The organism is Stenotrophomonas sp. FR010 (assembly GCF_047520755.2).
In the GTDB taxonomy this organism is placed as follows: Bacteria; Pseudomonadota; Gammaproteobacteria; order Xanthomonadales; family Xanthomonadaceae; genus Stenotrophomonas; species Stenotrophomonas sepilia.
Window position 1 is genome coordinate 149,013 of record NZ_JAXBQT020000004.1, and the last position, 20,488, is coordinate 169,500.

At 67.6% G+C, this 20,488-nt stretch carries 15 protein-coding genes and 3 tRNA genes; 8 read left to right on the top strand and 10 right to left on the bottom strand.

Annotation, left to right across the window (positions count from 1 at the left end):
* Positions 1 to 133 precede the first annotated feature (133 nt).
* Positions 134 to 718 carry a ribonuclease T gene (rnt, locus tag ACM0PK_RS05510; protein WP_005408782.1) on the top strand — a complete coding sequence of 195 codons (585 nt, stop codon included), beginning with the start codon at positions 134 to 136 and terminating at the stop codon, positions 716 to 718.
* Positions 719 to 798: 80 nt separating this feature from the next.
* Here the strand turns inward: rnt and ACM0PK_RS05515 are convergent, their stop codons facing one another.
* From ACM0PK_RS05515 to ACM0PK_RS05530, 4 genes are all read right to left on the bottom strand, one after another.
* Complete coding sequence (locus tag ACM0PK_RS05515) at positions 799 to 936, bottom strand: hypothetical protein (RefSeq protein ID WP_495498516.1); 138 nt, start codon at positions 934 to 936, stop codon at positions 799 to 801.
* A gap of 12 nt (positions 937 to 948) precedes the next feature.
* The gene (locus ACM0PK_RS05520; protein ID WP_414606872.1) at positions 949 to 3,975 is read right to left on the bottom strand and encodes a ligand-binding sensor domain-containing diguanylate cyclase; all 3,027 of its coding nucleotides are present in this window, start codon (positions 3,973 to 3,975) and stop codon (positions 949 to 951) included.
* 176 nt (positions 3,976 to 4,151) lie between these two features.
* Entirely contained in the window at positions 4,152 to 5,561 is a 1,410-nt protein-coding gene (locus tag ACM0PK_RS05525) for an ATP-binding protein (protein WP_005415887.1), read from the bottom strand.
* 6 nt (positions 5,562 to 5,567) lie between these two features.
* Positions 5,568 to 6,296 carry a response regulator gene (locus ACM0PK_RS05530; RefSeq protein ID WP_005415886.1) on the bottom strand — a complete coding sequence of 243 codons (729 nt, stop codon included), beginning with the start codon at positions 6,294 to 6,296 and terminating at the stop codon, positions 5,568 to 5,570.
* A 204-nt stretch (positions 6,297 to 6,500) separates the two neighbouring features.
* On the opposite strand from ACM0PK_RS05530, the gene ACM0PK_RS05535 reads away from it, so the two are divergent.
* From ACM0PK_RS05535 to ACM0PK_RS05545, 3 genes are read left to right on the top strand one after another with little or no spacing between them, the layout of a single operon-like run.
* On the top strand, positions 6,501 to 7,742 hold the full coding sequence (locus ACM0PK_RS05535; protein ID WP_414606873.1) for an efflux RND transporter periplasmic adaptor subunit: 1,242 nt from the start codon (positions 6,501 to 6,503) through the stop codon (positions 7,740 to 7,742).
* Positions 7,739 to 9,697 (top strand): MacB family efflux pump subunit, encoded by a 1,959-nt coding sequence (locus ACM0PK_RS05540; RefSeq protein WP_414606874.1) that lies wholly within the window; start codon positions 7,739 to 7,741, stop codon positions 9,695 to 9,697. The genes ACM0PK_RS05535 and ACM0PK_RS05540 overlap by 4 nt, the downstream gene beginning before the upstream one ends.
* The gene (locus tag ACM0PK_RS05545) at positions 9,694 to 11,133 is read left to right on the top strand and encodes an efflux transporter outer membrane subunit (RefSeq protein ID WP_414606875.1); all 1,440 of its coding nucleotides are present in this window, start codon (positions 9,694 to 9,696) and stop codon (positions 11,131 to 11,133) included. Before ACM0PK_RS05540 ends, ACM0PK_RS05545 begins: the two co-directional genes overlap by 4 nt.
* Positions 11,134 to 11,265: 132 nt before the next feature.
* Here the strand turns inward: ACM0PK_RS05545 and rlmB are convergent, their stop codons facing one another.
* The 3 genes from rlmB to rnr form a co-directional block, all read right to left on the bottom strand.
* Positions 11,266 to 12,009 (bottom strand): 23S rRNA (guanosine(2251)-2'-O)-methyltransferase RlmB, encoded by a 744-nt coding sequence (gene rlmB / locus ACM0PK_RS05550; protein WP_005408775.1) that lies wholly within the window; start codon positions 12,007 to 12,009, stop codon positions 11,266 to 11,268.
* A 94-nt stretch (positions 12,010 to 12,103) separates the two neighbouring features.
* Positions 12,104 to 12,586: a GFA family protein gene (locus ACM0PK_RS05555; RefSeq protein WP_061480658.1), complete on the bottom strand. Its 483-nt coding sequence runs from the start codon at positions 12,584 to 12,586 to the stop codon at positions 12,104 to 12,106.
* 94 nt (positions 12,587 to 12,680) lie between these two features.
* Positions 12,681 to 15,146, bottom strand: a complete 2,466-nt coding sequence (rnr, locus tag ACM0PK_RS05560) for a ribonuclease R (protein ID WP_414606876.1) — start codon at positions 15,144 to 15,146, stop codon at positions 12,681 to 12,683.
* A 128-nt stretch (positions 15,147 to 15,274) separates the two neighbouring features.
* On the opposite strand from rnr, the gene ACM0PK_RS05565 reads away from it, so the two are divergent.
* Both ACM0PK_RS05565 and ACM0PK_RS05570 read left to right on the top strand, forming a co-directional pair.
* Positions 15,275 to 15,359 (top strand) — tRNA-Leu (locus tag ACM0PK_RS05565).
* A 161-nt stretch (positions 15,360 to 15,520) separates the two neighbouring features.
* Positions 15,521 to 15,605: transfer RNA gene (locus ACM0PK_RS05570), tRNA-Leu, on the top strand.
* 56 nt (positions 15,606 to 15,661) lie between these two features.
* On the opposite strand, the gene ACM0PK_RS05575 is transcribed toward ACM0PK_RS05570, so the two are convergent.
* Complete coding sequence (locus ACM0PK_RS05575) at positions 15,662 to 16,408, bottom strand: sulfite exporter TauE/SafE family protein (protein WP_061480660.1); 747 nt, start codon at positions 16,406 to 16,408, stop codon at positions 15,662 to 15,664.
* A 99-nt stretch (positions 16,409 to 16,507) separates the two neighbouring features.
* Here ACM0PK_RS05575 and ACM0PK_RS05580 point away from each other — a divergent pair, with 99 nt between their 5' ends.
* Together ACM0PK_RS05580 and ACM0PK_RS05585 are read left to right on the top strand one after the other, a co-directional pair.
* The gene (locus tag ACM0PK_RS05580) at positions 16,508 to 17,407 is read left to right on the top strand and encodes a LysR substrate-binding domain-containing protein (protein WP_414606877.1); all 900 of its coding nucleotides are present in this window, start codon (positions 16,508 to 16,510) and stop codon (positions 17,405 to 17,407) included.
* Between the two features lie 50 nt (positions 17,408 to 17,457).
* A tRNA-Leu gene (locus tag ACM0PK_RS05585) sits at positions 17,458 to 17,542 on the top strand.
* A 157-nt stretch (positions 17,543 to 17,699) separates the two neighbouring features.
* Here ACM0PK_RS05585 and emrB read toward each other — a convergent pair.
* Entirely contained in the window at positions 17,700 to 19,289 is a 1,590-nt protein-coding gene (emrB, locus tag ACM0PK_RS05590) for a multidrug efflux MFS transporter permease subunit EmrB (protein ID WP_065177423.1), read from the bottom strand.
* Positions 19,290 to 19,296: 7 nt separating this feature from the next.
* Positions 19,297 to 20,478, bottom strand: a complete 1,182-nt coding sequence (emrA, locus tag ACM0PK_RS05595; RefSeq protein WP_414606878.1) for a multidrug efflux MFS transporter periplasmic adaptor subunit EmrA — start codon at positions 20,476 to 20,478, stop codon at positions 19,297 to 19,299.
* Positions 20,479 to 20,488 lie beyond the last annotated feature (10 nt).

Sequence of the window (20,488 nt, forward strand, 5' to 3'; positions counted from 1 at the left end):
CCCACGCAGGGAACCCATGCGCAGAAGGCTGGCCGGGCGCTCAGGGTCGCTCTGCTAGAATTCACGCATGACTGACTCCCCCTCCGCACCTGCCGCCGCTCCCGATTCCGCAGTACCCCAGGCGCAGCGCGCGATGTCACAACGCTTCCGCGGCTTCCTGCCGGTGGTGGTGGATGTGGAAACCGGTGGCTTCGACAGCCAGCGCAATGCGCTGCTGGAAATCGCTGCGGTGCCGATCGAGATGGACGAGAACGGCCTGCTCTACCCCGGCCAGACCGCCAGTGCCCACGTGGTCCCAGCCGAGGGCCTGGAAATCGATCCGAAGTCGCTGGAAGTGACCGGCATCATCCTCGACCACCCGTTCCGGCTGGCCAAGGAAGAAAAAGCGGCGTTGGACCACATCTTCACTCCGGTGCGTGCGGCGATGAAGAAGTACGGCTGCCAGCGCGCGATCCTGGTGGGCCACAACGCGCATTTCGACCTCGGCTTCGTCAACGCGGCCGTGGCCCGCACCGGCCACAAGCGCAACCCGTTCCATCCGTTCAGCGTGTTCGACACGGTCACCCTGGCCGGTATCGCCTACGGCCAGACCGTGCTGGCGCGTGCGGCCACCGCCGCCGGGCTGGGTTGGGATGCCAACGAGGCACACAGCGCGGTGTATGACACCGAGCAGACCGCGCGGCTGTTCTGCACCATCGCCAACGCCTGGCCGCGGTGAAGCGGCCAACGGCGGAGCCCTTCGTGGCGTGAAGCGAATCATCAGTTGGGCCGGACACGTTGCTGGGTGCCACGGAAAGATCAGAAAAGCAGGAGCAACAGCGGATCGCTGCGCTCGTTGGGGCCGCCGACGACCTCTGTGGTGGGTACTCCTTTGGTGGGTGCCGACCATTGGTCGGCATCGCCGGTTGGTGCGGCACTCCAGTAGATCCACGCCATGCGTGGATGTGATCAACCGATGCTCGTGCGATCGCGGCCGTCGCTCTTGGCACGGTACAGCGCGCGGTCGGCGCGCTGGTACAGCAGCGCCGGGGTGCGGTCGTCGGCATCCAGTTCTACCAGGCCCGCGCTGAAGGTGACACGCAGGCCCGCCACGCCGCCCCAATCGGGATGATCATGGAACAGGCCACGCAGGCGCGCGCACAGCTGTGCGGCTTCCTCCAGGCGGGTGTCGTTGAGCAGCAGCGCGAACTCTTCGCCGCCGGTGCGCGCCGGCAGGTCGGAGTCGCGGCAGGCCGCTGCGATCAATGACGCCACCTGCACCAGCACGGCATCGCCGATGCTGTGGCTGTGGCGGTCGTTGACCTCCTTGAAGTGATCGATGTCGAGCACCACCAGGCACAGCGGATGACCACTGCGCTGTGACCGGGCGAAGTCACGCGCCAGCGTTTCGTCGAAGGCGCGGCGATTGGCCAGGCCGGTCAGGGCATCCTCACGGGCCTGCCGCTCGAAGGCTTCGGCCTGGCGCGCCAGGCGCTCGGCCAGTTCGGTCTTTTCCTGGTTCAGCGCCTGCAGGTGCACCGTCTTGGCCTGCAGGTCGAAGGTCGCTTCGTCCACCCGCCGTGCCAGGCGCAGGTTGCTGGCCTTCAGCTGCTGCAGCAGCAGCCGGTACAGCGCCACCAGGCCAGCCAGCAGCAGCATCCCCGCCAGCACCTGCACGCTGGGGCGCTGCCACCAGAACGGCTCCACGGTGAAGCTCCACACCGCCTCCTGTTGGCCCCAGCTGCCGCCGGGATGGGCGGCCGCCACATGCAGGGTGTAGTCGCCCGGCGGCAGGCCGACGAACTCAACGCTGCGCTGTGGGCCGCGCTCGACCCAGCCGGCATCCAGCCCGTCCAGCCGCGTGCGGTAGCGGATCCGGTCAGACATCAGGTAGCTCAGGCCGACATAACTCACCGCCAACCGGCGCCCCCCTGGAATATGGTTGCGATCCGGCCCTTCCCAATGCACCGGCGCGCCATCCACCTGCACGCTCTCGATCGCGGCCGGCGGCGATGGCCGCTCGCGGAAACGCTGCAGGCGCTGCGGGTCGACCGTGCTCAGGCCGCCTGCGGTGACCACCCAGAACGTGCCGTCCTGGCGCAGGATCGCCGATGGGCTGGAGCTGCCGTTGGCCTGTGCATTGGCCATGCCGTCGATCTCGTTGTAACGCTCCACCCCCACCCGCGGCGTGCGGCCATCGGCCACGGCGTTGAGGGTGGCCATATCGGTGCGCAGCACGCCGCGATTGCTGCTGATCCACACATTGCCAAGGCGATCCGGCACCAGCTGGAACACCGCATCCACCGGCATGCCCTGCTCGAGCCCCACCCGCGCCAGCCTGCCGTTGCGCCAGCGATACAGCCCGCGATCACTGCTGATCCACATCGCGTCGCCCAGCTGGTGGAAGCCGAACACGCTGCGGCCACCGCCCAGCGGCGCCAAGTCGATCGACTGCACGTGGTCGCCGCGCAGCACGCGGATGCCTTCGATGGTGCCGATCCACAGGTTGCCCTGATGGTCATGCTCAAGCGCGGTGATCAGGCCGCCGGGCATGCCCGGCACGTTCGAGACCTGCACATGGTCGCCGTCGATGCGCACCACGCCCTTCTGCGTGCCGGCCCAGACCACGCCTTGGGAATCAACGCTGATCGCACGGATGTTGCCACCCGGCATGCCGTCGGCTGCGGCGTAGTTGTGGCGCAGGTGGCCGTCGCGGCCGAGCCGGTAGACACCATCGCCGAAGGTTCCGACCCACAGGTCACCGTCCGGCCCCTGCGCCAGGCTCAGGACGGACGGTGCCTTGCCACCGCGGTTGTGCAGCGGCACGGCACGGAACCGGCCATCCGGCGTCTGCAGGTCCAAGCCACTGGCGCTGCCGACCCACAGCTGGCGATCTCGATCCTCGAATACCGTGCGCACGTAGTCGCCACTGAGCCCATCGCGCTCGGTGTAGCTGCTGAACAGTGTTTCGCGCAGGCGATAGAGCCCGCCGTTGGCGCCCACCCAGATGCTGCCTTCGGCATCCTCGCGCAGGCTGACCACGCGTCCGCCCGGCAGGTTCAGGCCGGCCGGCAGTCGCTCCAGGCCATGTGCGGAGATGCGCAGCAGGCCCTGGTTCTCGGTGCCCAGCCACAGGTCACCGTGCCGGTCCTGCAGCATCGAGGTCATGTGCAGCTGGCCCGGCAGGCGGTGCACCAGCACCAGCTGGTCGTCCTCCACCCGGTAAAGGCGCTCACCGGCGACGATCCACAACGCGCCATCCGGCGCACGGTAGGGCCACGACAGGCCACTGCCGGCACCCAGCCCCCATGCGGCGGGGGCGCGCTTGAGCACGCCATCGTTGTCGCGCAGCACCAGCCCGTCCAGCGTACCGACCCAGACCCGGTCCTGCGCGTCGACCACCAGCCTGGTGAAGCTCATCGCCATCGGCAGGTCCGCCGCCGGCGCCTGGTAGACAATGCCGCTGTCCGGCGTCAGGTAGCCGATGCCCTTGCCTTCGTACAGCAGCCACAGCCGCCCCTGGCTGTCCATCTGCATGGACTGGATCAGCACCTGCGGCGTATCGGCCTGGTGCTCCCAGACCCGCCATTGGCCATCACTGCCACGGTGGCTGACGTTGCCGCGTGAATCGCTGATCCACAGTCCGCCCTGGCGGTCGACGAACAGAGCACCGATGCCGTTGTCGCGCAGGCCCGGGCGCGTGCTGCGGTCGAACACGGTGAAATCCAGGCCGTTGTAGCGCACCAGCCCTTCCCAGGTGGCGAACCACAGATGGCCTTCCGGTGTCTGCGCAATGTCGCGCAGCGAGTTGTGCGGCAGGCCATTGCGCGAGGTCCATACATCAATGGCGTAGTCGCGCAGCGGGGGCGCGCCTTCCTGCGCAGCCAACGGCAGCGCGAGGGCCAGCAGCAGCCACAACAGGCCCTGCCGCAGTGCCCGCCTGAATCCTGATGCGCGGCGCTCCACCCAGCGCCTCTTGTCCCCCTGCCCGCCCATCACCGCAGCGGCGGCGGCCAGGTGCGGCTGCAGGACGCGGCAGCGTGCGGGAACGGCCGGGCAGCGTGCAATGGCATGCCGGCAGGAACGGGCTGGCTCATCGGGGGGAGACTGGGGAGATGCGCAGATGATAGGCCAAACCGCGGCCCCGGCGTCACCGTCCGCAGCGCGCCGACTCAGCCGGCGCGGCCGGGCGCCACCACCTGGGCACTGGCCGGCCACTGCACCACCGCCTCCAGGCCACCTTCGGCCCGGTTGCGCAGCCACAGCCGGGCGCCGTCCTTCTCGGCCAGGGCGCGCGCGATGGTCAGGCCCAGGCCGGCCCCGCCGGTTTCGCGCGAACGCGAGGTCTCCACCCGCACGAACGGATCGAACACCGCCTCCAGCTGCTCTTCGGCCAGGCCCGGGCCGTCATCGGCCACCACCACGGTAATTGCACCGCCGCTCCGCTCAACCCGCACCCGTGCCCGCTGCGCGTACATCACCGCGTTGTCCACCAGGTTGGAGAACAGCCGGTGCATGGCCAACGGACGCAACATCAGCACCGAACCACTGCCCCCTTCGAAGACCACATCACCGCCGCCTTCGGCGGCGTCCTCAACAATGCTCTCCAGCAGCGAATCCAGGTCCAGTGCGGCGCGCTGCTCGGCACTCTCGGCGCTGCGCGCCAGTTCCAGGCCCTCGCGCACCAGCGCCTGCATCGCCGCCAGGTCGCCGATCAGGCGCTCACGCAGGGCCTCGTCGCTGACATTCTCCAGGCGCAGGCGCAGCCGGGTCAGCGGCGTCTGCAGGTCGTGGGTGATCGCCGCCAGCATCTGCGTGCGTTCGGCCAGGTGCCGCTGCAGACGGTGCTGCATGGCGTTGAAGGCTTCGGCGGCACGCTGCACTTCGCGCGGCCCGCGCAGTGGCAACGGGTCGCGCTGCAGGTCATCGCCAAGGTCTTCTGCGGCTGCGGCCAGTTCCTGCAGCGGCGCGCTGGCCATGCGCGCGACGATATAGGCCAGCACGGCAATCGCCAGCACCAGCAGGGTCAGGAACCATGGGTCCACGGCGAGGATGCCGTTGTGCGCCACCGCCGGCGAGTCCAGCGCCAGCTTCAGCAGCGTGCCGTCGTTGAGGGTCACGTCCACCGCGCGGCATTTGGGCGGGATGAACGCGGGGTCGCGTTCGCGCGGCGGCCGCCGGTGGCCCGGCGGCGGCGGCGGCAGCAGCTCCTGCAGTTTGGGAATGCAGGAGCGGAACGAAGCGAAGTGCACGTGCGCGCGCGACACCGGCCCGGGTCGGTCTTCCAGCACTTCCATCAGCGCCGTGTCGGCACGCCCCAGGCGTGCGCCCGGCTGCAGCGCGCGCACGCTCGGCCCGCCGATCGCCAGCAGGCGCTCGCGCAGCTCCGGATTGCCGTCCAGCAGGTTGACGTAGCCCTGCAGGCGGTCGGCGATGCGGTTCAGGTTCTGCCGCTCGAACTCCTGCTGGCGCTTGGAGGTGGCCAGCATGGTCGCGCCGATCGCAGCCACCGCCATGCCCAGCAGCAGGATCACGAACAACCGCCCGACCATCGAGGACAGGAAATGGCGCAGGCGCGTCATCGCGGTTTATTCCAGGTTGACCGACGAGGCCAGCACGTAGCCTTCGTTGCGAACGGTCTTGATCAGTCCATCCGGGCCACCATCGTCGCCCAGCTTGTTGCGCAGGCGGCTGACCTGCAGGTCGATCGCGCGGTCCTGAGCCTCGTAGTTGCGGCCACTGCTGAGCGCGACCAGCTGCTCGCGCGACAGCACCTTGTTGGCGTGGGCGATGAACACCCGCAGCAGGCGGAACTCGGCGCCGGACAGCACCACCACGCGGCCATCCGGATCGACCAGGTGGCGATGCTCGAGGTCGAATACCCAGCGCGAGAAACGCGCGCGGCGTACCGCCAGTGGTTCCAGGTTGGCCGGCAGCGCCTCGGTCCGGCGCAGCACGTTGCGGATGCGCGCCAGCAGCTCGCGCGGCTCGAACGGCTTGGCCAGGTAGTCGTCGGCGCCCATTTCCAGGCCCAGCACGCGGTCGATCGGCTCGGCGCGCGCGGTCAGCATGATCACCGGCGTGTTCGAACGCGCACGCAGGTCACGGCACAGGGTCAGACCATCCTCGCGCGGCAGGTTGAGGTCCAGCACGATCAGGTCCACGTGCTCGCGGTCCAGCAGTTGGCGCATGGCGGTGCCATCGGCCGCAGTGCTCACCTGGTAGCCGGCGCGGCCGAGCTGTTCGGCCAGCAGCGTGCGGATGTCGTTGTCGTCGTCGACGATCAGCAGTCGATGCATCGGGTTTTCAGTCTCCATGTCGCGATCATCCCGTGTCGGCAGCTGAACCGCATCCGGGGCAATGCGTACCAGTGTATCCACCCGCGGGCGGGATACCTGTGGTTACGCCTGTTCACCGACAGTGTTACATACAGACATACCCCGAGGATTGAGCCGCCTGTCGCCCGGTCTTCACAATGCCCACCAACGCCGCCCTCGCGGCCTCGAGAGTGAAGCCACGACGTGACGTTCCGCCTGCTGCCAGCGACCCGCCGGAGTCGCCTGATGCTGATCGCCCTGCTCGCCCTGATCGTCGCCGCGACCGCCTGGTGGCTGCTGCGCAAGCCCGCCGCCCCGGCGGTGGCAACCTCGCCGGTCAGCCGCGGTGACATCGAACAAACGGTGGATGCCACCGGCGTGATCGACGCCTACAAGCTGGTCAGCGTCGGCGCGCAGGCCTCGGGCCAGATCAAATCGCTGAAGGTACAGCTGGGCGACACCGTGAAGGAAGGCGACCTGATCGCCGAGATCGATGCCACCACCCAGCAGAACCAGGTGCTCAACGCGCAGGCCTCGCTGGACCAGGTCACCGCCCAGGGCGCGGTGCAGCAAGCCACCCTGCGCCAGGCCGAACTGGAGTTCGCGCGCCAGCAGCAGATGCTGGCCGCCGAGGCCACCTCGCGCCAGGAATACGATGCCGCCGAAGCGCAGCTGAAGACCGCCCGTGCCCAGCTGCAGTCCTACGAGGCGCAGATCAAGGGCCGCGAAACCGAGCTGGGCACCGCCCGCGCCAACCTGGCCTACACCCGCATCACCGCGCCGATGGACGGCACCGTGGTCGCGGTGGTGGCCGAGGAAGGCCGTACCGTGAACGCCAACCAGACCGCACCGACCATCGTCATGCTGGCGCGGCTGGACGTGGTCACCGTCAATGCCGAGATCTCCGAGGCCGACGTGGTCAAGATCAAGCCCGGCATGCCGGTGTACTTCACCACCCTGGGCGACCCGGACCGCAAGTATCACGCCACGCTGCGCCAGATCAATCCGGCGCCGGCCTCGATCGCCAACGAGAATTCGTCCAGCTCCAGCAGCTCCTCCAGCTCCAGCTCCAGCAGCGCGGTCTACTACAACGCGCTGTTTGATGTGGAAAACCCGGACGGCACGCTGCGCATCGACATGACCGCGCAGGTCTCGGTACTGCTCAAGCAGGCCAAGGGCGTGCTGATGGTGCCGGCGGTGGCACTGGGACCGAAGCGCCGTGGCGATGAGCGGATGGTGCGGGTGCTGGACGAGAAGGGCCAACCGCAGCCGCGCAAGGTCACCGTGGGCATCAACAACGGCGCCTCGGCCGAGATCCTGTCCGGCTTGAAGGAAGGCGAGCGCGTGGTGGTCGGCGAAGCCGCTGCCGCCGGTGCCAGCGCCGGCGGCGGCAACCGCGGCGGCATGCAGATGCGGGTCGGCGGCCCGGGCATGGGGCGCCGATGAGCACGACGGCGCCGCTGCTGCGCCTGCGCGACCTGCGACGTGAATTCCCGGCCGGCGACGATGTGATCGCCGTGCTGCGCGACGTCCATCTCGACATTCACGCCGGCGAGATGGTCGCCATCGTCGGCCAGTCCGGCTCGGGCAAGTCGACGCTGATGAACATCCTCGGCTGCCTTGACCGTCCCACTCGCGGCAGCTACCAGGTGGCCGGCCGCGAAACCGGAAAGATGGAGCCGGACGAACTGGCCGAACTGCGCCGCGAGCATTTTGGTTTCATCTTCCAGCGCTACCATCTGCTCGGCGACCTCGACGCGCGCGGCAATGTGGAAGTGCCGGCCGTTTACGCCGGCAGTCCCGGGCCGGTGCGCAACGCGCGTGCCGAGCAACTGCTGCGGCGACTGGGGCTGGGCGACCGCATGCATCACAAGCCAGGCCAGCTCTCCGGTGGCCAGCAGCAGCGCGTGTCGATCGCACGCGCCCTGATGAACGGCGGCGAGGTGATCCTGGCCGACGAACCGACAGGCGCGCTCGATACGAAATCCGGTGAGGAAGTGATGGCGATCCTCGGCGAACTGCATGCCGAAGGCCACACCATCATCATCGTCACCCACGACATGAGCGTGGCCCGGCACGCACAGCGCATCATCGAGATCCGCGATGGCGAGATCATTGCCGACCGCGCCAATCCGGATGCGCCGAGTTACCGCGCCCAGCGCGAAGCCAGTACCGGCGTCGCCCACGGCAACAGCTGGCGGGCGGCCCGCGACCGCTTCACCGAAGCGTTCCGCATGGCGCTGCTGGCGATGAACGCCCATCGCCTGCGCACCTTCCTGACCATGCTCGGCATCATCATCGGCATCGCCTCGGTGGTCTCGGTGGTGGCCCTGGGCAACGGCTCGCAGCAGCAGATCCTGCAGAACATCAGCGCGCTCGGCACCAATACCATCGACGTCTACCCCGGCCGCGGTTTCGGCGACATGCGCTCGGCGCGGGTGCAGACGCTCAAGGCCAGCGATGCCGATGCACTGGCGAAGCAGAGTTACGTGGACAGCGCCACCCCCAGCGTGTCGACCTCGGTCACCGCGCGCTACCGCAACCAGTCTTCCACTGCGCAGGTCAGCGGCGTCGGCGAGCAGTTCTTCCGGGTCAAGGGCGTGACTCTGCTCGGTGGCAGCTTCTTCGATGCCGATGCGGTCAAGGGCCTCGGCCAGGTGGCGGTGATCGACGAAAACACCCAGACCCAGTTCTTCCCCGATGTCGACCCGGTCGGCCAGGTGATCCTGCTCGGCAACGTGCCGGCACGCGTGGTCGGCGTGGCCAAGCGCCAGAGTTTCGGCTTCGGTGGCAGCACCAGCCTCAGCGTGTGGGTGCCCTACACCACGGTGATGTCGCGCATGCTCGGCCAGAGCCATGTCTCCAGCATCACCGTGCGCGTGGACGACAACACACCGATGGATGCCGCTCAGGAAGCGATCACCCGCCTGCTGACGATGCGCCACGGCACCGAGGATTTCTTCCTCAGCAACAGCGCGGAGATCCGCGACACCATCGAACAGACCACGCGCACGATGACCCTGCTGATCGGCGCCATCGCCGCCATCGCGCTGCTGGTCGGCGGCATCGGCGTGATGAACATCATGCTGGTGTCGGTGACCGAGCGCACCCGAGAGATCGGGGTGCGCATGGCCGTCGGTGCACGACAAAGTGATATCCGCCAGCAGTTCCTGATCGAAGCGGTGCTGGTGTGCCTGCTCGGTGGCGTGCTCGGCATCGGCCTGGCCCTGCTGCTGGGCTCGATGATCGGCCGCTTCGCCAGCGACTTCCAGGTGCTGTTCTCCACCGCCTCGATTGTTGCCGCCTTCGCCTGCTCGACCCTGATCGGCGTGGCGTTCGGCTTCCTGCCCGCGCGCAATGCCGCGCAGCTTGACCCGGTAGAGGCCCTGGCACGCGAATGAAGATGATGACCCGACTGCCCTTCCCTGCCCCCTCGCGCCGGCTGCTGGCGGGTGCCGTTCTGCTCGCCCTGTCTGGCTGCGCCTCTGTCGGCCGCTATCCGGTGGCCGATCCCGACGTGGCGGCCCAGTATGGGCGTGGCGATGCCACCCTCAACGCACCGGCCGGCGACCCGCGCAGCAGCCTGGACACACCGGGCCACGACATCCGCCAGGACACCTGGTGGACCGGCTTCGGAGACGAGCGCCTGGACCGCCTGGTGGCGCAGGCGCTGGCCGCCAACAGCGACCTGGCCGCCGCCGGCCTGGCCGTGCAGCGTTCGCGCCTGCAGGCCGGCCTGGCCAGCAACGCGCTGTGGCCGCAGCCTTCGTCATCGGGCGTCAGCGGCAATGCCAGCCGCGCCACCGACCAGGCCGACGAATGGCGCCGCAGCTACTCCACCGGCGTATCGCTGGGCTGGGAGGTGGATCTGTGGGGACGCCTGCGCACCCAGCGCGACATCGCCCGCTGGGAAGCCGAAGCCAGCGAGGAAGACCGGCAGAATACCGCCCTGCTGGTGATCAGCGACACCATCACCCAGTACTGGAACCTGGCCTACCTGAACCAGTCGATCGCCACCGGCCAGGCCAACCTGGAGCGGCTGGAGCGCACCCGCGAACTGGTGCAGGCCCGCTTCGACGCCGGTGCGGTATCGCGTCTGGAAGTGCGCCAGGCGCTGCAGAACCTGCAATCGCAGCGCGCCTCGCAGAGCGCGCTGGAACAGCAGCGGGTGGAGGTGCGCAACGCACTGGCCGTGCTGCTGGACGGCACGCCCTGGCCACAACAGGACGAACCGCAGGACCTGCTGGGCGCACGCAGCCCGCGCATTGTCGAGGGGCTGCCGGCCGATCTGCTCGGCCGCCGCCCCGACCTGCGTGCGGCAGAACTCCGCCTGCGCAACAGCCTGAAGACCATCAGGGTCACCGCCACGCAGTACTACCCGGCACTGAGCCTGACCGGCAGCCTCGGTTCCAGTGCGGCCTCGCTGGGCGATGTACTGCGCAATCCGGTGGCCACGCTGGGTGCCGGCCTTTCGCTGCCATTCCTCAACCTGCAGCGCGCGCAGCTGGATACCGATATCGCCGGCACCAGCTATCAGATCGCCGCGACCAATTTCCGCAAGACGCTGTACACCGCGCTCTCGGAAGTGGACAACGCCCTGTCCGCGCGCGAGCAGCTGGCGCGCCAGGTCGCTGCCTCGCAGGCGTCGTATGACGAAGCGGTGGAAGTGGAACGCGCGCAGGAAGTGCGTTACCGCGTGGGCGCTACCGACCTGCGCACCTGGCTGGAAGCGCAGCAGACCCGGCGCGATGCCGAGCTGTCGCTGGCGCGCGTGCGCCAGGGCCAGCTGAACAACGACGTGACCCTGTTCAAGGCACTGGGTGGCAGCGCGGGCTGAGGCGGCAAGAGCGCCAACCAAGGTTGGCGACTACCGGTAGGTGTCGACCTTGGTCGACACGGCACATGGAAAAGGGGTCGGATCCCTCGCCTGCGGAGAGGGATCTGACCCCGATCACGTCGCGCCGGCGGATCAACCGCGCTGGCGCACGGCTTCGAATAGGCTGACGCCGGCGGCGACGGAGACATTCAGGCTCTCGATCTCGCCCGGCATCGGGATCTTGACCAGGCCATCGCAGTTCTCGCGGGTCAGGCGGCGCAGGCCGTCGGCTTCGCCGCCCAGCACCAGCGCGATGTTGCCCTTCAGGTCCAGCTGGTACAGCGACGCGGTGGCTTCGCCGGCCAGGCCATAAATCCACACGCCCTGCTTCTGCAGGTCCTTCAGGCAGCGCGACAGGTTGGTTACCGCCACCACCGGGATGAGGTCGGCGGCGCCGGCCGAGGTCTTGCGCACGGTGGCGTTGACCGTGGCCGACTTGTCCTTGGGGATGATCACTGCAGTCGCACCGGCCGCAGCGGCCGAGCGCAGGCAGGCGCCCAGGTTGTGCGGGTCCTGTACCTCGTCCAGCACCAGCAGCAGCGCCTTGCCCTCGGCCGCAGTGACCAGGCCTTCCAGCTCGTTCTCGCTGTAGGTGCGGGCGGCGGCATAGCGCGCGGCCACGCCCTGGTGGCGCACCGAGCCGCCCACACCGTCCAGCGCCTGGCTGTTCACCTTGCGCACGTCGATGCCCTTGCGGCGGGCGTTTTCCTCGATCTCGGTCAGGCGCGGGTTCTTCGCTCCGGCCTCGACCAGCACTTCGCGGACGTTCTCGGCGTCGTTCTCGATGGAGGAGGCGACGGCGTTGACGCCGACAATCCACTGGCTGTTCTTGCTCATGCGGGCGGGGACCGGAAAGGGGGTGGCTATGGTAGAGCATCGGCGGCGGCCGCGCTTCAAGGCAGCCGAGCATGGGCTCGGCTCTACACAAACCTCACCGGCTGCGCGGTGGCCAGTGCGGCGTGTCGTGGTCGGGGTGCTGGTGGGACACGATCGTGGCCAGGAAGTCCAGGGCCGCGATGTCCTGCTCGGTACGCCGTACCGGCAGTCTGGCCAGGCTGTCGACGAAGGGCAGCTTGCGTTCGACCCCGTACTGGATCGTCGGTGGCAGGCGTTCGGGTTCGTCGAACGCGCCGGCAGCCACCGCCACGCCATCGGGCGCTTCGTAGGTCAATGGCGTGCCGCAGTCGGCGCAGAAGCCACGCCGCACCACGTTGGACGACTGGAAATAGCGCGGCTGGCCGCGGGTCCAGCTGAACTGCACACCGCGTACCGACACCAGCGGCGCGTAGTAGGCGCCGAAGGCCTTCTGGCACATGCGGCAGTGGCAGATCGAGCTGTCGGTCAGCGCGCCACGCACGTGGAAGCGGATCGCGCCGCACTGGCAGCCGCCGCTGTATTCGGGTTGGCCTTGCATGCGATGTCTCCTGGTGGTGCCGGCCGCTGGCCGGCAACCCGTCGGTGCCGAGGGTGCCATGGATGCCGGCCAGCGGCCGGCACTACCACGGTCATCAATATTTCTCTTTCTTCCGCTTGGCCGGCTTGCCCCGCTCAGGCAGCGGCGGCAGGCCATCGCCCTCGTCCTCACCCTTGTGTTCCACCAGGCGGAAGTCGATCTTGCGTTCTTCCATGCTGGCCTTCAGCACCAGGATGCGCACGCGGTCACCCAGCCGGTAGCTGCCGCCGCGGCGCTCGCCGGTCAGCGTCTTGCGGGTCGCGTCGAACTTGTAATAGTCCTGCGGCAGCTGGGTCACGTGGACCAGACCCTGTACCTTCGACTCGTCCAGCTCGACGAACAGGCCGAAGCTGGTCACGCCGCTGATCACGCCGTCGAACTGGCCGCCCACGTGCTTTTCCATCCACGCCGCGCGGTAACGCTCGTCGACCTCGCGCTCGGCCTCGTCGGCACGGCGCTCACGCTCGGAACACTGCAGCGCCAGCGCGGCCATCTCGCGGGCGTTGTAGGTGAACTTGTCCAGCGGCTTGCCGGACAGCGCATGCTTGATCGCGCGGTGCACCAGCAGGTCGGGATAGCGACGGATCGGCGAGGTGAAGTGCGCGTAGGCCTCCAGCGCCAGGCCGAAGTGGCCGTGGTTCTCCGGGCTGTAGATCGCCAGACTCTGGCTGCGCAGCAACACCGACTCCAGCAGCGTCGCATCGGGGCGGTCGCGGATCTTCTTCAGCAGCTTGGTGTAGTCACCCGGGCGCACCTTCGACCACGGTGGCAGGCTCAGCTTGAACTCCTTGAGGAATTCCAGCAGGTCGGCGTACTTGGTTTCCGGCGGCTTCTCGTGGATGCGGTACGGGGCCGGCACATGGCGCGACAGCAGGTACTTCGCCGCCTCCACATTGGCCGCGATCATGCATTCCTCGATCAGCTTGTGCGCGTCGTTGCGCACCAGCATGCCGGCCTGGGTGACTTCACCACGGTTGTCCAGCACGAAGCGTACCTCGCTGCTTTCGAACTCGATGGCACCGCGCTTGGCACGTGCCTTTGACAGCACCTTGTACAGCTGGTGCAGGCGCTGCACCTGCGGCAGCAGGTTACCCATCCAGGCCTTGGTATCGGCATCGTCCTCGCCCACCGCCTTCCACACCTGGGTGTAGGTCAGGCGCGCGTGCGAATTCATCACGGCCTCGTAGAAGCGCGAATGCGTGACCAGGCCATCGCGGTCGATCTGCATGTCGCAGACGAAGCACATGCGGTCGACCTTGGGCATCAGTGAGCAGATGCCGTTGGACAGGGTCTCCGGCAGCATCGGCACCACGAAGCCGGGGAAGTAGACCGAAGTCGCACGCTTCTGCGCTTCCTCGTCCAGCGGCGTGCCGGGGCGGACGTAGTTCGAAACATCGGCAATGGCCACCACCAGGCGGAAGCCATCGGCATTCGGCTCGCAGTACACCGCGTCGTCGAAGTCCTTGGCATCCTCGCCATCGATGGTAACCAGCGGCGTGCTGCGCAGATCGACGCGGTCACCGATCATTGCCGGTTCGACCACCAGCGGCACCGAGGCCGCTTCATCCAGCACCTCCTGCGGGAACTCGAACGGCAGCTCGTGACCGTGGATGGCGGTCTCCACCACCAGCGATGCGGTCAGCTTGTCGCCGAGCACGGCGATGATGCGGCCGATCGGCGGACGGCGGCTGTCCGGGGCCTGGGTCAGTTCGCAGACCACCAGCTGGCCATCACGCGCGCCCCCGGTCTGGTCCGGCGGTACTTGCACGTTGCGCTGCACGCGCTTGTCATCGGGTACCACGTAATTGATCCCCATCTCGACGCTGAAGCGGCCGATCAGGCGGGTCATGCCGCGCTCCAGCACGCGGGCGATGCTGCCTTCGCGGCGGCCACGGTGGTCGATGCCGGTCATGCGGGCCAGCACCTTGTCACCGTGCATGACCTTGCGCATTTCATACGGCGGCAGGAACAGGTCGTCGCCGCCCTCGACCGGACGCAGGAAACCGAATCCTTCCGGGTTGGCGATCACCACGCCGGTGACCAGGTTCAGGGTCTGGATCGGGGCGAAGCCGCCTCGGCGGTTCTGCACCAGCTGGCCATCGCGGACCATGGCGCCGAGCCGGCGCGACAGTGCTTCGGCACGGTCCGGGGCGGTCAGGCCCAGGCGTGCGCCCAGTTCCTCGGCGGTCTGCGGCCCTTCGCAACGCTCCAGCAGGGCCAGGATGGCCTCGCGGCTGGCGATGGGCTGTTCGTATTTCTCGGCTTCGCGGGCGGCATAGGGATCGTCGATCACTTTGCCGGTCGGCGGCAGCTTGCGGCCCGGGGCCCGGCCGGGTGCTGCCGCATCAGCGGTGCGGACCTTGCGGCCGCGTGGCGGCGCACCGCCTTCATTCAATTCGGGGAACCAGCCTGGCAGCGGCTTGCCCGGCTTGGTGGTGCGGGCTGCGCCCGCCTTCGGGCCCTTCTTCGGGGCTTGGCTGCGGGACTTGCTCCCGCCCTTGCTTGGTTTTTTGGTAGTCATCGCCCTACATGGTAGCCGTTGATGGCGTGCAGAACGGGTCAGCGCCCGCCCTGGAGGCGTTGGATGAAATAATTTCAGGAAGTCGTTGACAGCTCCCGGATTCATCTTCACAATTGCGCCTCTGGAACGCCCAGGTGGCGGAATTGGTAGACGCACTAGTTTCAGGTACTAGCGGGTAAAACCGTGGAGGTTCGAGTCCTCTCCTGGGCACCAACGAAAAAACTCCTCGCTTCGGCGGGGATTTTTTTTGCCTGCGATCCGGCGCTCTGGCCCTGGGGTCAGAGCCCCTTTCGCAAGCGAAACGGGATCCGACCCCGGCGCTGCAAAAGGTGTTGACACCCCCATAACGACACCCCATAATCTCGCTCCTCGACGCCCAGGTGGCGGAATTGGTAGACGCACTAGTTTCAGGTACTAGCGGGTAAAACCGTGGAGGTTCGAGTCCTCTCCTGGGCACCACGTCGAGAATGAGAAAGACCCGCGAAAGCGGGTTTTTTCATGCCGGGAATTTGGCATCAGAACAATGGCCGCAGCACCAGCTCCAGGCCGAGCAGCAGCAGGAAGCCAAGGAAGCACGCCCGAAACACCCGTGCGCTGATGCGCTGCCGGATCACCTGCCCCAACCACATGCCCAGCAGCGCCGGCAGCACCGCCAGCGCACTCAGCCCCAGCTGCTGGATGCCGAACGCACCGTGCAGCACCAGGCCGGTGGTCAGCGAAATCGTCGACACGGTGAAGGCCAGCCCGAGCGCCTGCACCAACTCTTCGCGCTGCAACCCCAGTGATTGCAGGTACGGCACCGCCGGCATCACGAACACGCCGGTGGCGCCGGTCACTACGCCGGACAGCGCGCCCACCAGCGGCCCCAGCCAGCGCTCGCGCCGCTGCGGCACGCGGAACACCGGCGCAAGCAAAGCATAGGCGGCATAGACCATCAGGGCCACGCCCAGCGCAACGCGCGACCCGCTGCGATCGACCCGTACCAGCAACGCTGCCGAACCCAGCGTCACCACCACCACGGCCAGCATCATCGGCCACAGGCGCCGCACGATGTGGCCCAGTGACGGCCCGGACAGCAGCTGCCACGCATTGGTGACGAAGGTCGGGATGAACAGCATCGACGCCGCCGCCACCGGCGACAGCGCGCCACCGAGCAGGCCCATCGCCACCGTCGGCAGCCCCATGCCCGTCACGCCCTTGACCACGCCGGCCAGCACGAACACCACCACCAGCAACCCATAGAAGTACATCGATTCATTCATGCCTTCATTGGATCGGGCCGTCGCCCGGCGCACAATGCGGTCTTCCCGGCCCACCCTTCGGCTGACCCGAAGGCTCGGGCGTTGCGATGAGGGCATCACATGCGGATGGACATTGCCGACCTGCGGCTGTTCCTGGCGATTGCCGAGGCGGGCAGCATCACGGCCGGTGCAGTGCAGGCGAACCTGGCCCTGGGTTCGGCCAGCGAGCGGCTGCGCACGATCGAAGCCGATGCCGGCATCCTGCTGTTGAACCGGCATCCACGTGGCATCAGCCTGACTGAAGCCGGCGCCGCCCTCGCCCACCATGCACGCCTGATCCTGCAACAGCAGGCGCAGCTGCGCGGCGAACTGCAGGCATTCGCGCAGGGCGCGCGCGGCACCCTGCATCTGTATGCCAACACCGCAGCACTGACCAACTACCTGCCCTCGCGGCTCGCACCGTGGTTGGCCGAACGACCCCGCCTGCACGTCGAACTGCTGGAACGCACCAGCCCCGAAGTCGTGCGTGCAATCAGCGCTGGCCAGGCCGAGGCCGGCATCATCAGTGATGCGGTCGACGCCACCGGCCTGCAGCAGCATGTGGTGGCCGAAGATCCGCTGGTGATGCTGCTGCCTGCCGATCACCGGTTTGCATCACTGCGCAGCGTGACCTTCGCCGATGCCGCCGGCGAGACCTTCGTTGCCCTCGCCGATGGCAATGCGCTTCAGATCTACATCGAAGACCAGGCCCGCGACATCGGGCGCCGCCTGGATGTGCGCATCCGCATGAAGACCTTCGAGGGTGTCTGCATCATGGTCGGCCACGGCAACGGTGTCGGCATCGTGCCGCGGAGCATCGCGCGCCAGCATCGACGCAGTACGCATACCGTTGCGGTGCCGCTTGCCGATGCGTGGGCACAACGCCGCCTGTGCGCCTGTTTCGCCGGGTGGGCGCAGCTGTCACCGGCGATGCGCAGCCTGCTGCACCACCTGGGCGTGCAACCGCAGAAAAAAGTGTGAAATGTTGTTGACACACTCTCTGCCGTGCCGCACAATTCCTCTCCTGAGTCGCCCAGGTGGCGGAATTGGTAGACGCACTAGTTTCAGGTACTAGCGGGTAAAACCGTGGAGGTTCGAGTCCTCTCCTGGGCACCACGACTCAAGATGATCAAACCCGCGAAAGCGGGTTTTTTCGTTTCCGGGATTCGGGAACCCACACGACCCCGGGATCCATCCACGCATGGCGTGGATCTACCAAAAGAAAAACCCCGCCTAGCGGCGGGGTTTTGTGCGTTTCAACGCCAATGGTCGATCAATGCCCACCGCCCGCGGACGCCGCACCCGCGCCTGCGCCGAACGGCGGCTTGGCCAGCCACAGGAAGGTGATGATCGCCAGGAAGATCCAGCCCAGCAGGAAGAAGATGTCGTTGAAACCCATCTGCGATGCTTGGTGGTTGATCATGTTGTTCAGTACCGCCGCGCCATGTTGCAGGTCGCCCTGCCCCATTGCCGTGACCTGCTCCTGCATGCCCGGCTGATAGGCCGAGATGTGCTCGGTCAGGTCGGCATGGTGCACCTGGGTACGCCGCGCCCACAGCCACGTCGTCAGCGAGGCCGCGAAGCTGCCGCCCAGCGTGCGCAGGAACGTCGCCAGGCCGGAGCCCGCCGCGATCTCGCGCCCATCCAGATCCGACAGCAGGATCTGCAGCACCGGCATGAAGAACAGCGCCACGCCAATGCCCATGATCAGCTGCACGCCGGCCACGTGCATGTAGTCCACCTGCAGGTTGAAGTTCGAGCGCAGGAAGCTGGTCATCGACAGCACGATGAAGGCCACGGTGGCCAGCATCCGCATGTCGAAGCGCGACGCATACTTGCCCACGAACGGCGTCATGATCACCGGCAGGATGCCGATCGGCGCGGTCGCCAGGCCTGCCCAGATCGCGGTATAGCCCATGTCACGCTGCAGCCACTGCGGAATCAGCAGCGCCACGCTGAAGAACGCCGCGTAGGCCACCACCATCGCCAACGTGCCGGCACGGAAGTTGCGGTGCCGGAACAGCTTCAGGTCGACGATCGGATCCTTGTCGGTCAGCTCCCAGATCAGGAACACCGTCAGCGTCACCACCGCCACGCAGGCCAGCACCACGATCTTCATCGACGAGAACCAGTCCTCGTCGTTGCCCAGGTCGAGCACCAGCTGCAGCGCGCCGACACCGATCACCAGCGTGATCAGGCCGACGTAGTCCATCTTCGGCTTCTCGATCTGCTCCGGGCGTCCCTTCAGCTGGTTGCCCACCACCAGCGCGGCGAAGATGCCCAGTGGCACGTTGATCAGGAAGATCCATTCCCAGCTGTAGTTGTCGGTGATCCAGCCACCGAGGATCGGGCCGCAGATCGGCGCCACCACCGTGATCATCGCCAGCAGCGCCAATGCCTGCCCGCGCTTCTCACGCGGATAGATCGAGACCAGCAGCGACTGGGTGATCGGGTACATCGGGCCGGCCACGAAGCCCTGCAGCGCACGCGACACCACCAGCATGCCCATGCTCTGCGCAAGGCCGCACAGCAGCGAGGTGATGACGAAGGCCAGGGTCGCCCAGACGAACAGTCTGCGTTCGCCGAAACGGCGGCTGAGCCAGCCGGTCAGCGGCAGCGCGATGGCGGTGCTGACCGCAAACGAGGTGATGACCCAGGTCGCCTGCTGCGAACTGGCACCGAGGTTACCGGCGATGGTCGGCAGCGAGACGTTGGCGATGGTGGTGTCGAGCACCTGCATGAACGACGCCATCGCCAGGCCTACGGTGCACAGGGCGACGCTGGGCGGCAGGAACCCGGAGGCCGCAGCCGGCGCCGCCGGTGCGCCCGGAGCGCCGGGCGCGGCTGGAGCTTGTGCGGACATGGCGACCTCAGCCCACCTTCGCCTGCTGCTGCGGCAGGTTGCCCTGGATGATCGTGTGGATCACCTCGTCGGCATCATGCAGCTGCTTGGCATACACGTCGGTGTCGAACACCGTGCCCTTGGCCGGGGTGCTCGGCAGCACTTCGCCCTTCTGGTCGCGCAGGCTCACTTCGGCCTTCATCGACAGGCCGATGCGCAGCGGGTGCTCGGCCAGCTGCTTGGCATCGATGGCGATGCGCACCGGTACGCGCTGCACGATCTTGATCCAGTTGCCGCTGGCGTTCTGTGCCGGCAGCAGCGAGAACGCCGAGCCGGTGCCCAGGCCCAGGCTCTGGATGCGACCCTTGTACTTCACGTCGCCGGCGTACAGGTCCGACTTCAGCTCCACTTCCTGGCCCAGGCGCATGTGGCGCAGCTGGGTTTCCTTGAAGTTGGCCTCGACCCACATCTGCTCGGTCGGCACCACGGCCATCAGGGCATTGCCCGGCTGCACGCGCTGGCCGACCTGCACCGAACGACGGGCGACGTAGCCGGAGACCGGCGCGACGATGCCGGCGCGGGCGTTGTTGAGGAAGGCCTGGCGCAGCTGTGCGGCGGCGGCCTGCACGTCCGGCTGGGTGGCGATCACGGTGTCGTCGACCAGCGCGCGGTTGCGCTCGACGGTTTCGCGCGAACCGGCCACGGCCGCTTCGGCCGCGGCCAGCTCGTCGCAGGCGTGGGCCAGTTCTTCGTTGGAGATGGCGCCGGTGGCGGCCAGGTCCTTGCGGCGGGCGTAGTCTTCGCGCACGCGCTTCAGGGTCACCTGGCGGGCGTTCAGGTCCGCCTGCGCGCCTTCCACGCTGCGGTACAGGCCGCGGGTCTGGCGCACGGTCTTGGCCAGGTTGGCTTCGGCCTGCTGCAGCGCCACTGCGGTGTCGGACGGGTCCAGCTGCACCAGCAGCTGGCCGCGCTCCACGCGCATGCCGTCATCGGCGTTGATGGCGACCACGGTACCGGCCACCAGCGGGGTGATCTGCACCTGGTTGCCCTGCACGTAGGCATCGTCGGTCTCTTCGAACCAACGGCCGAACATGAAGTACCACAGCGCCAAAGCGGCAAGCAGCAGCACGACGATCACGAACAGGCCGCGCAGCAGGTTGCCGCGGCGGTTGGGGGCGGCCGGGGCCGCGGTGTCTTGGGTCTGGCTCATGTCGGAGATC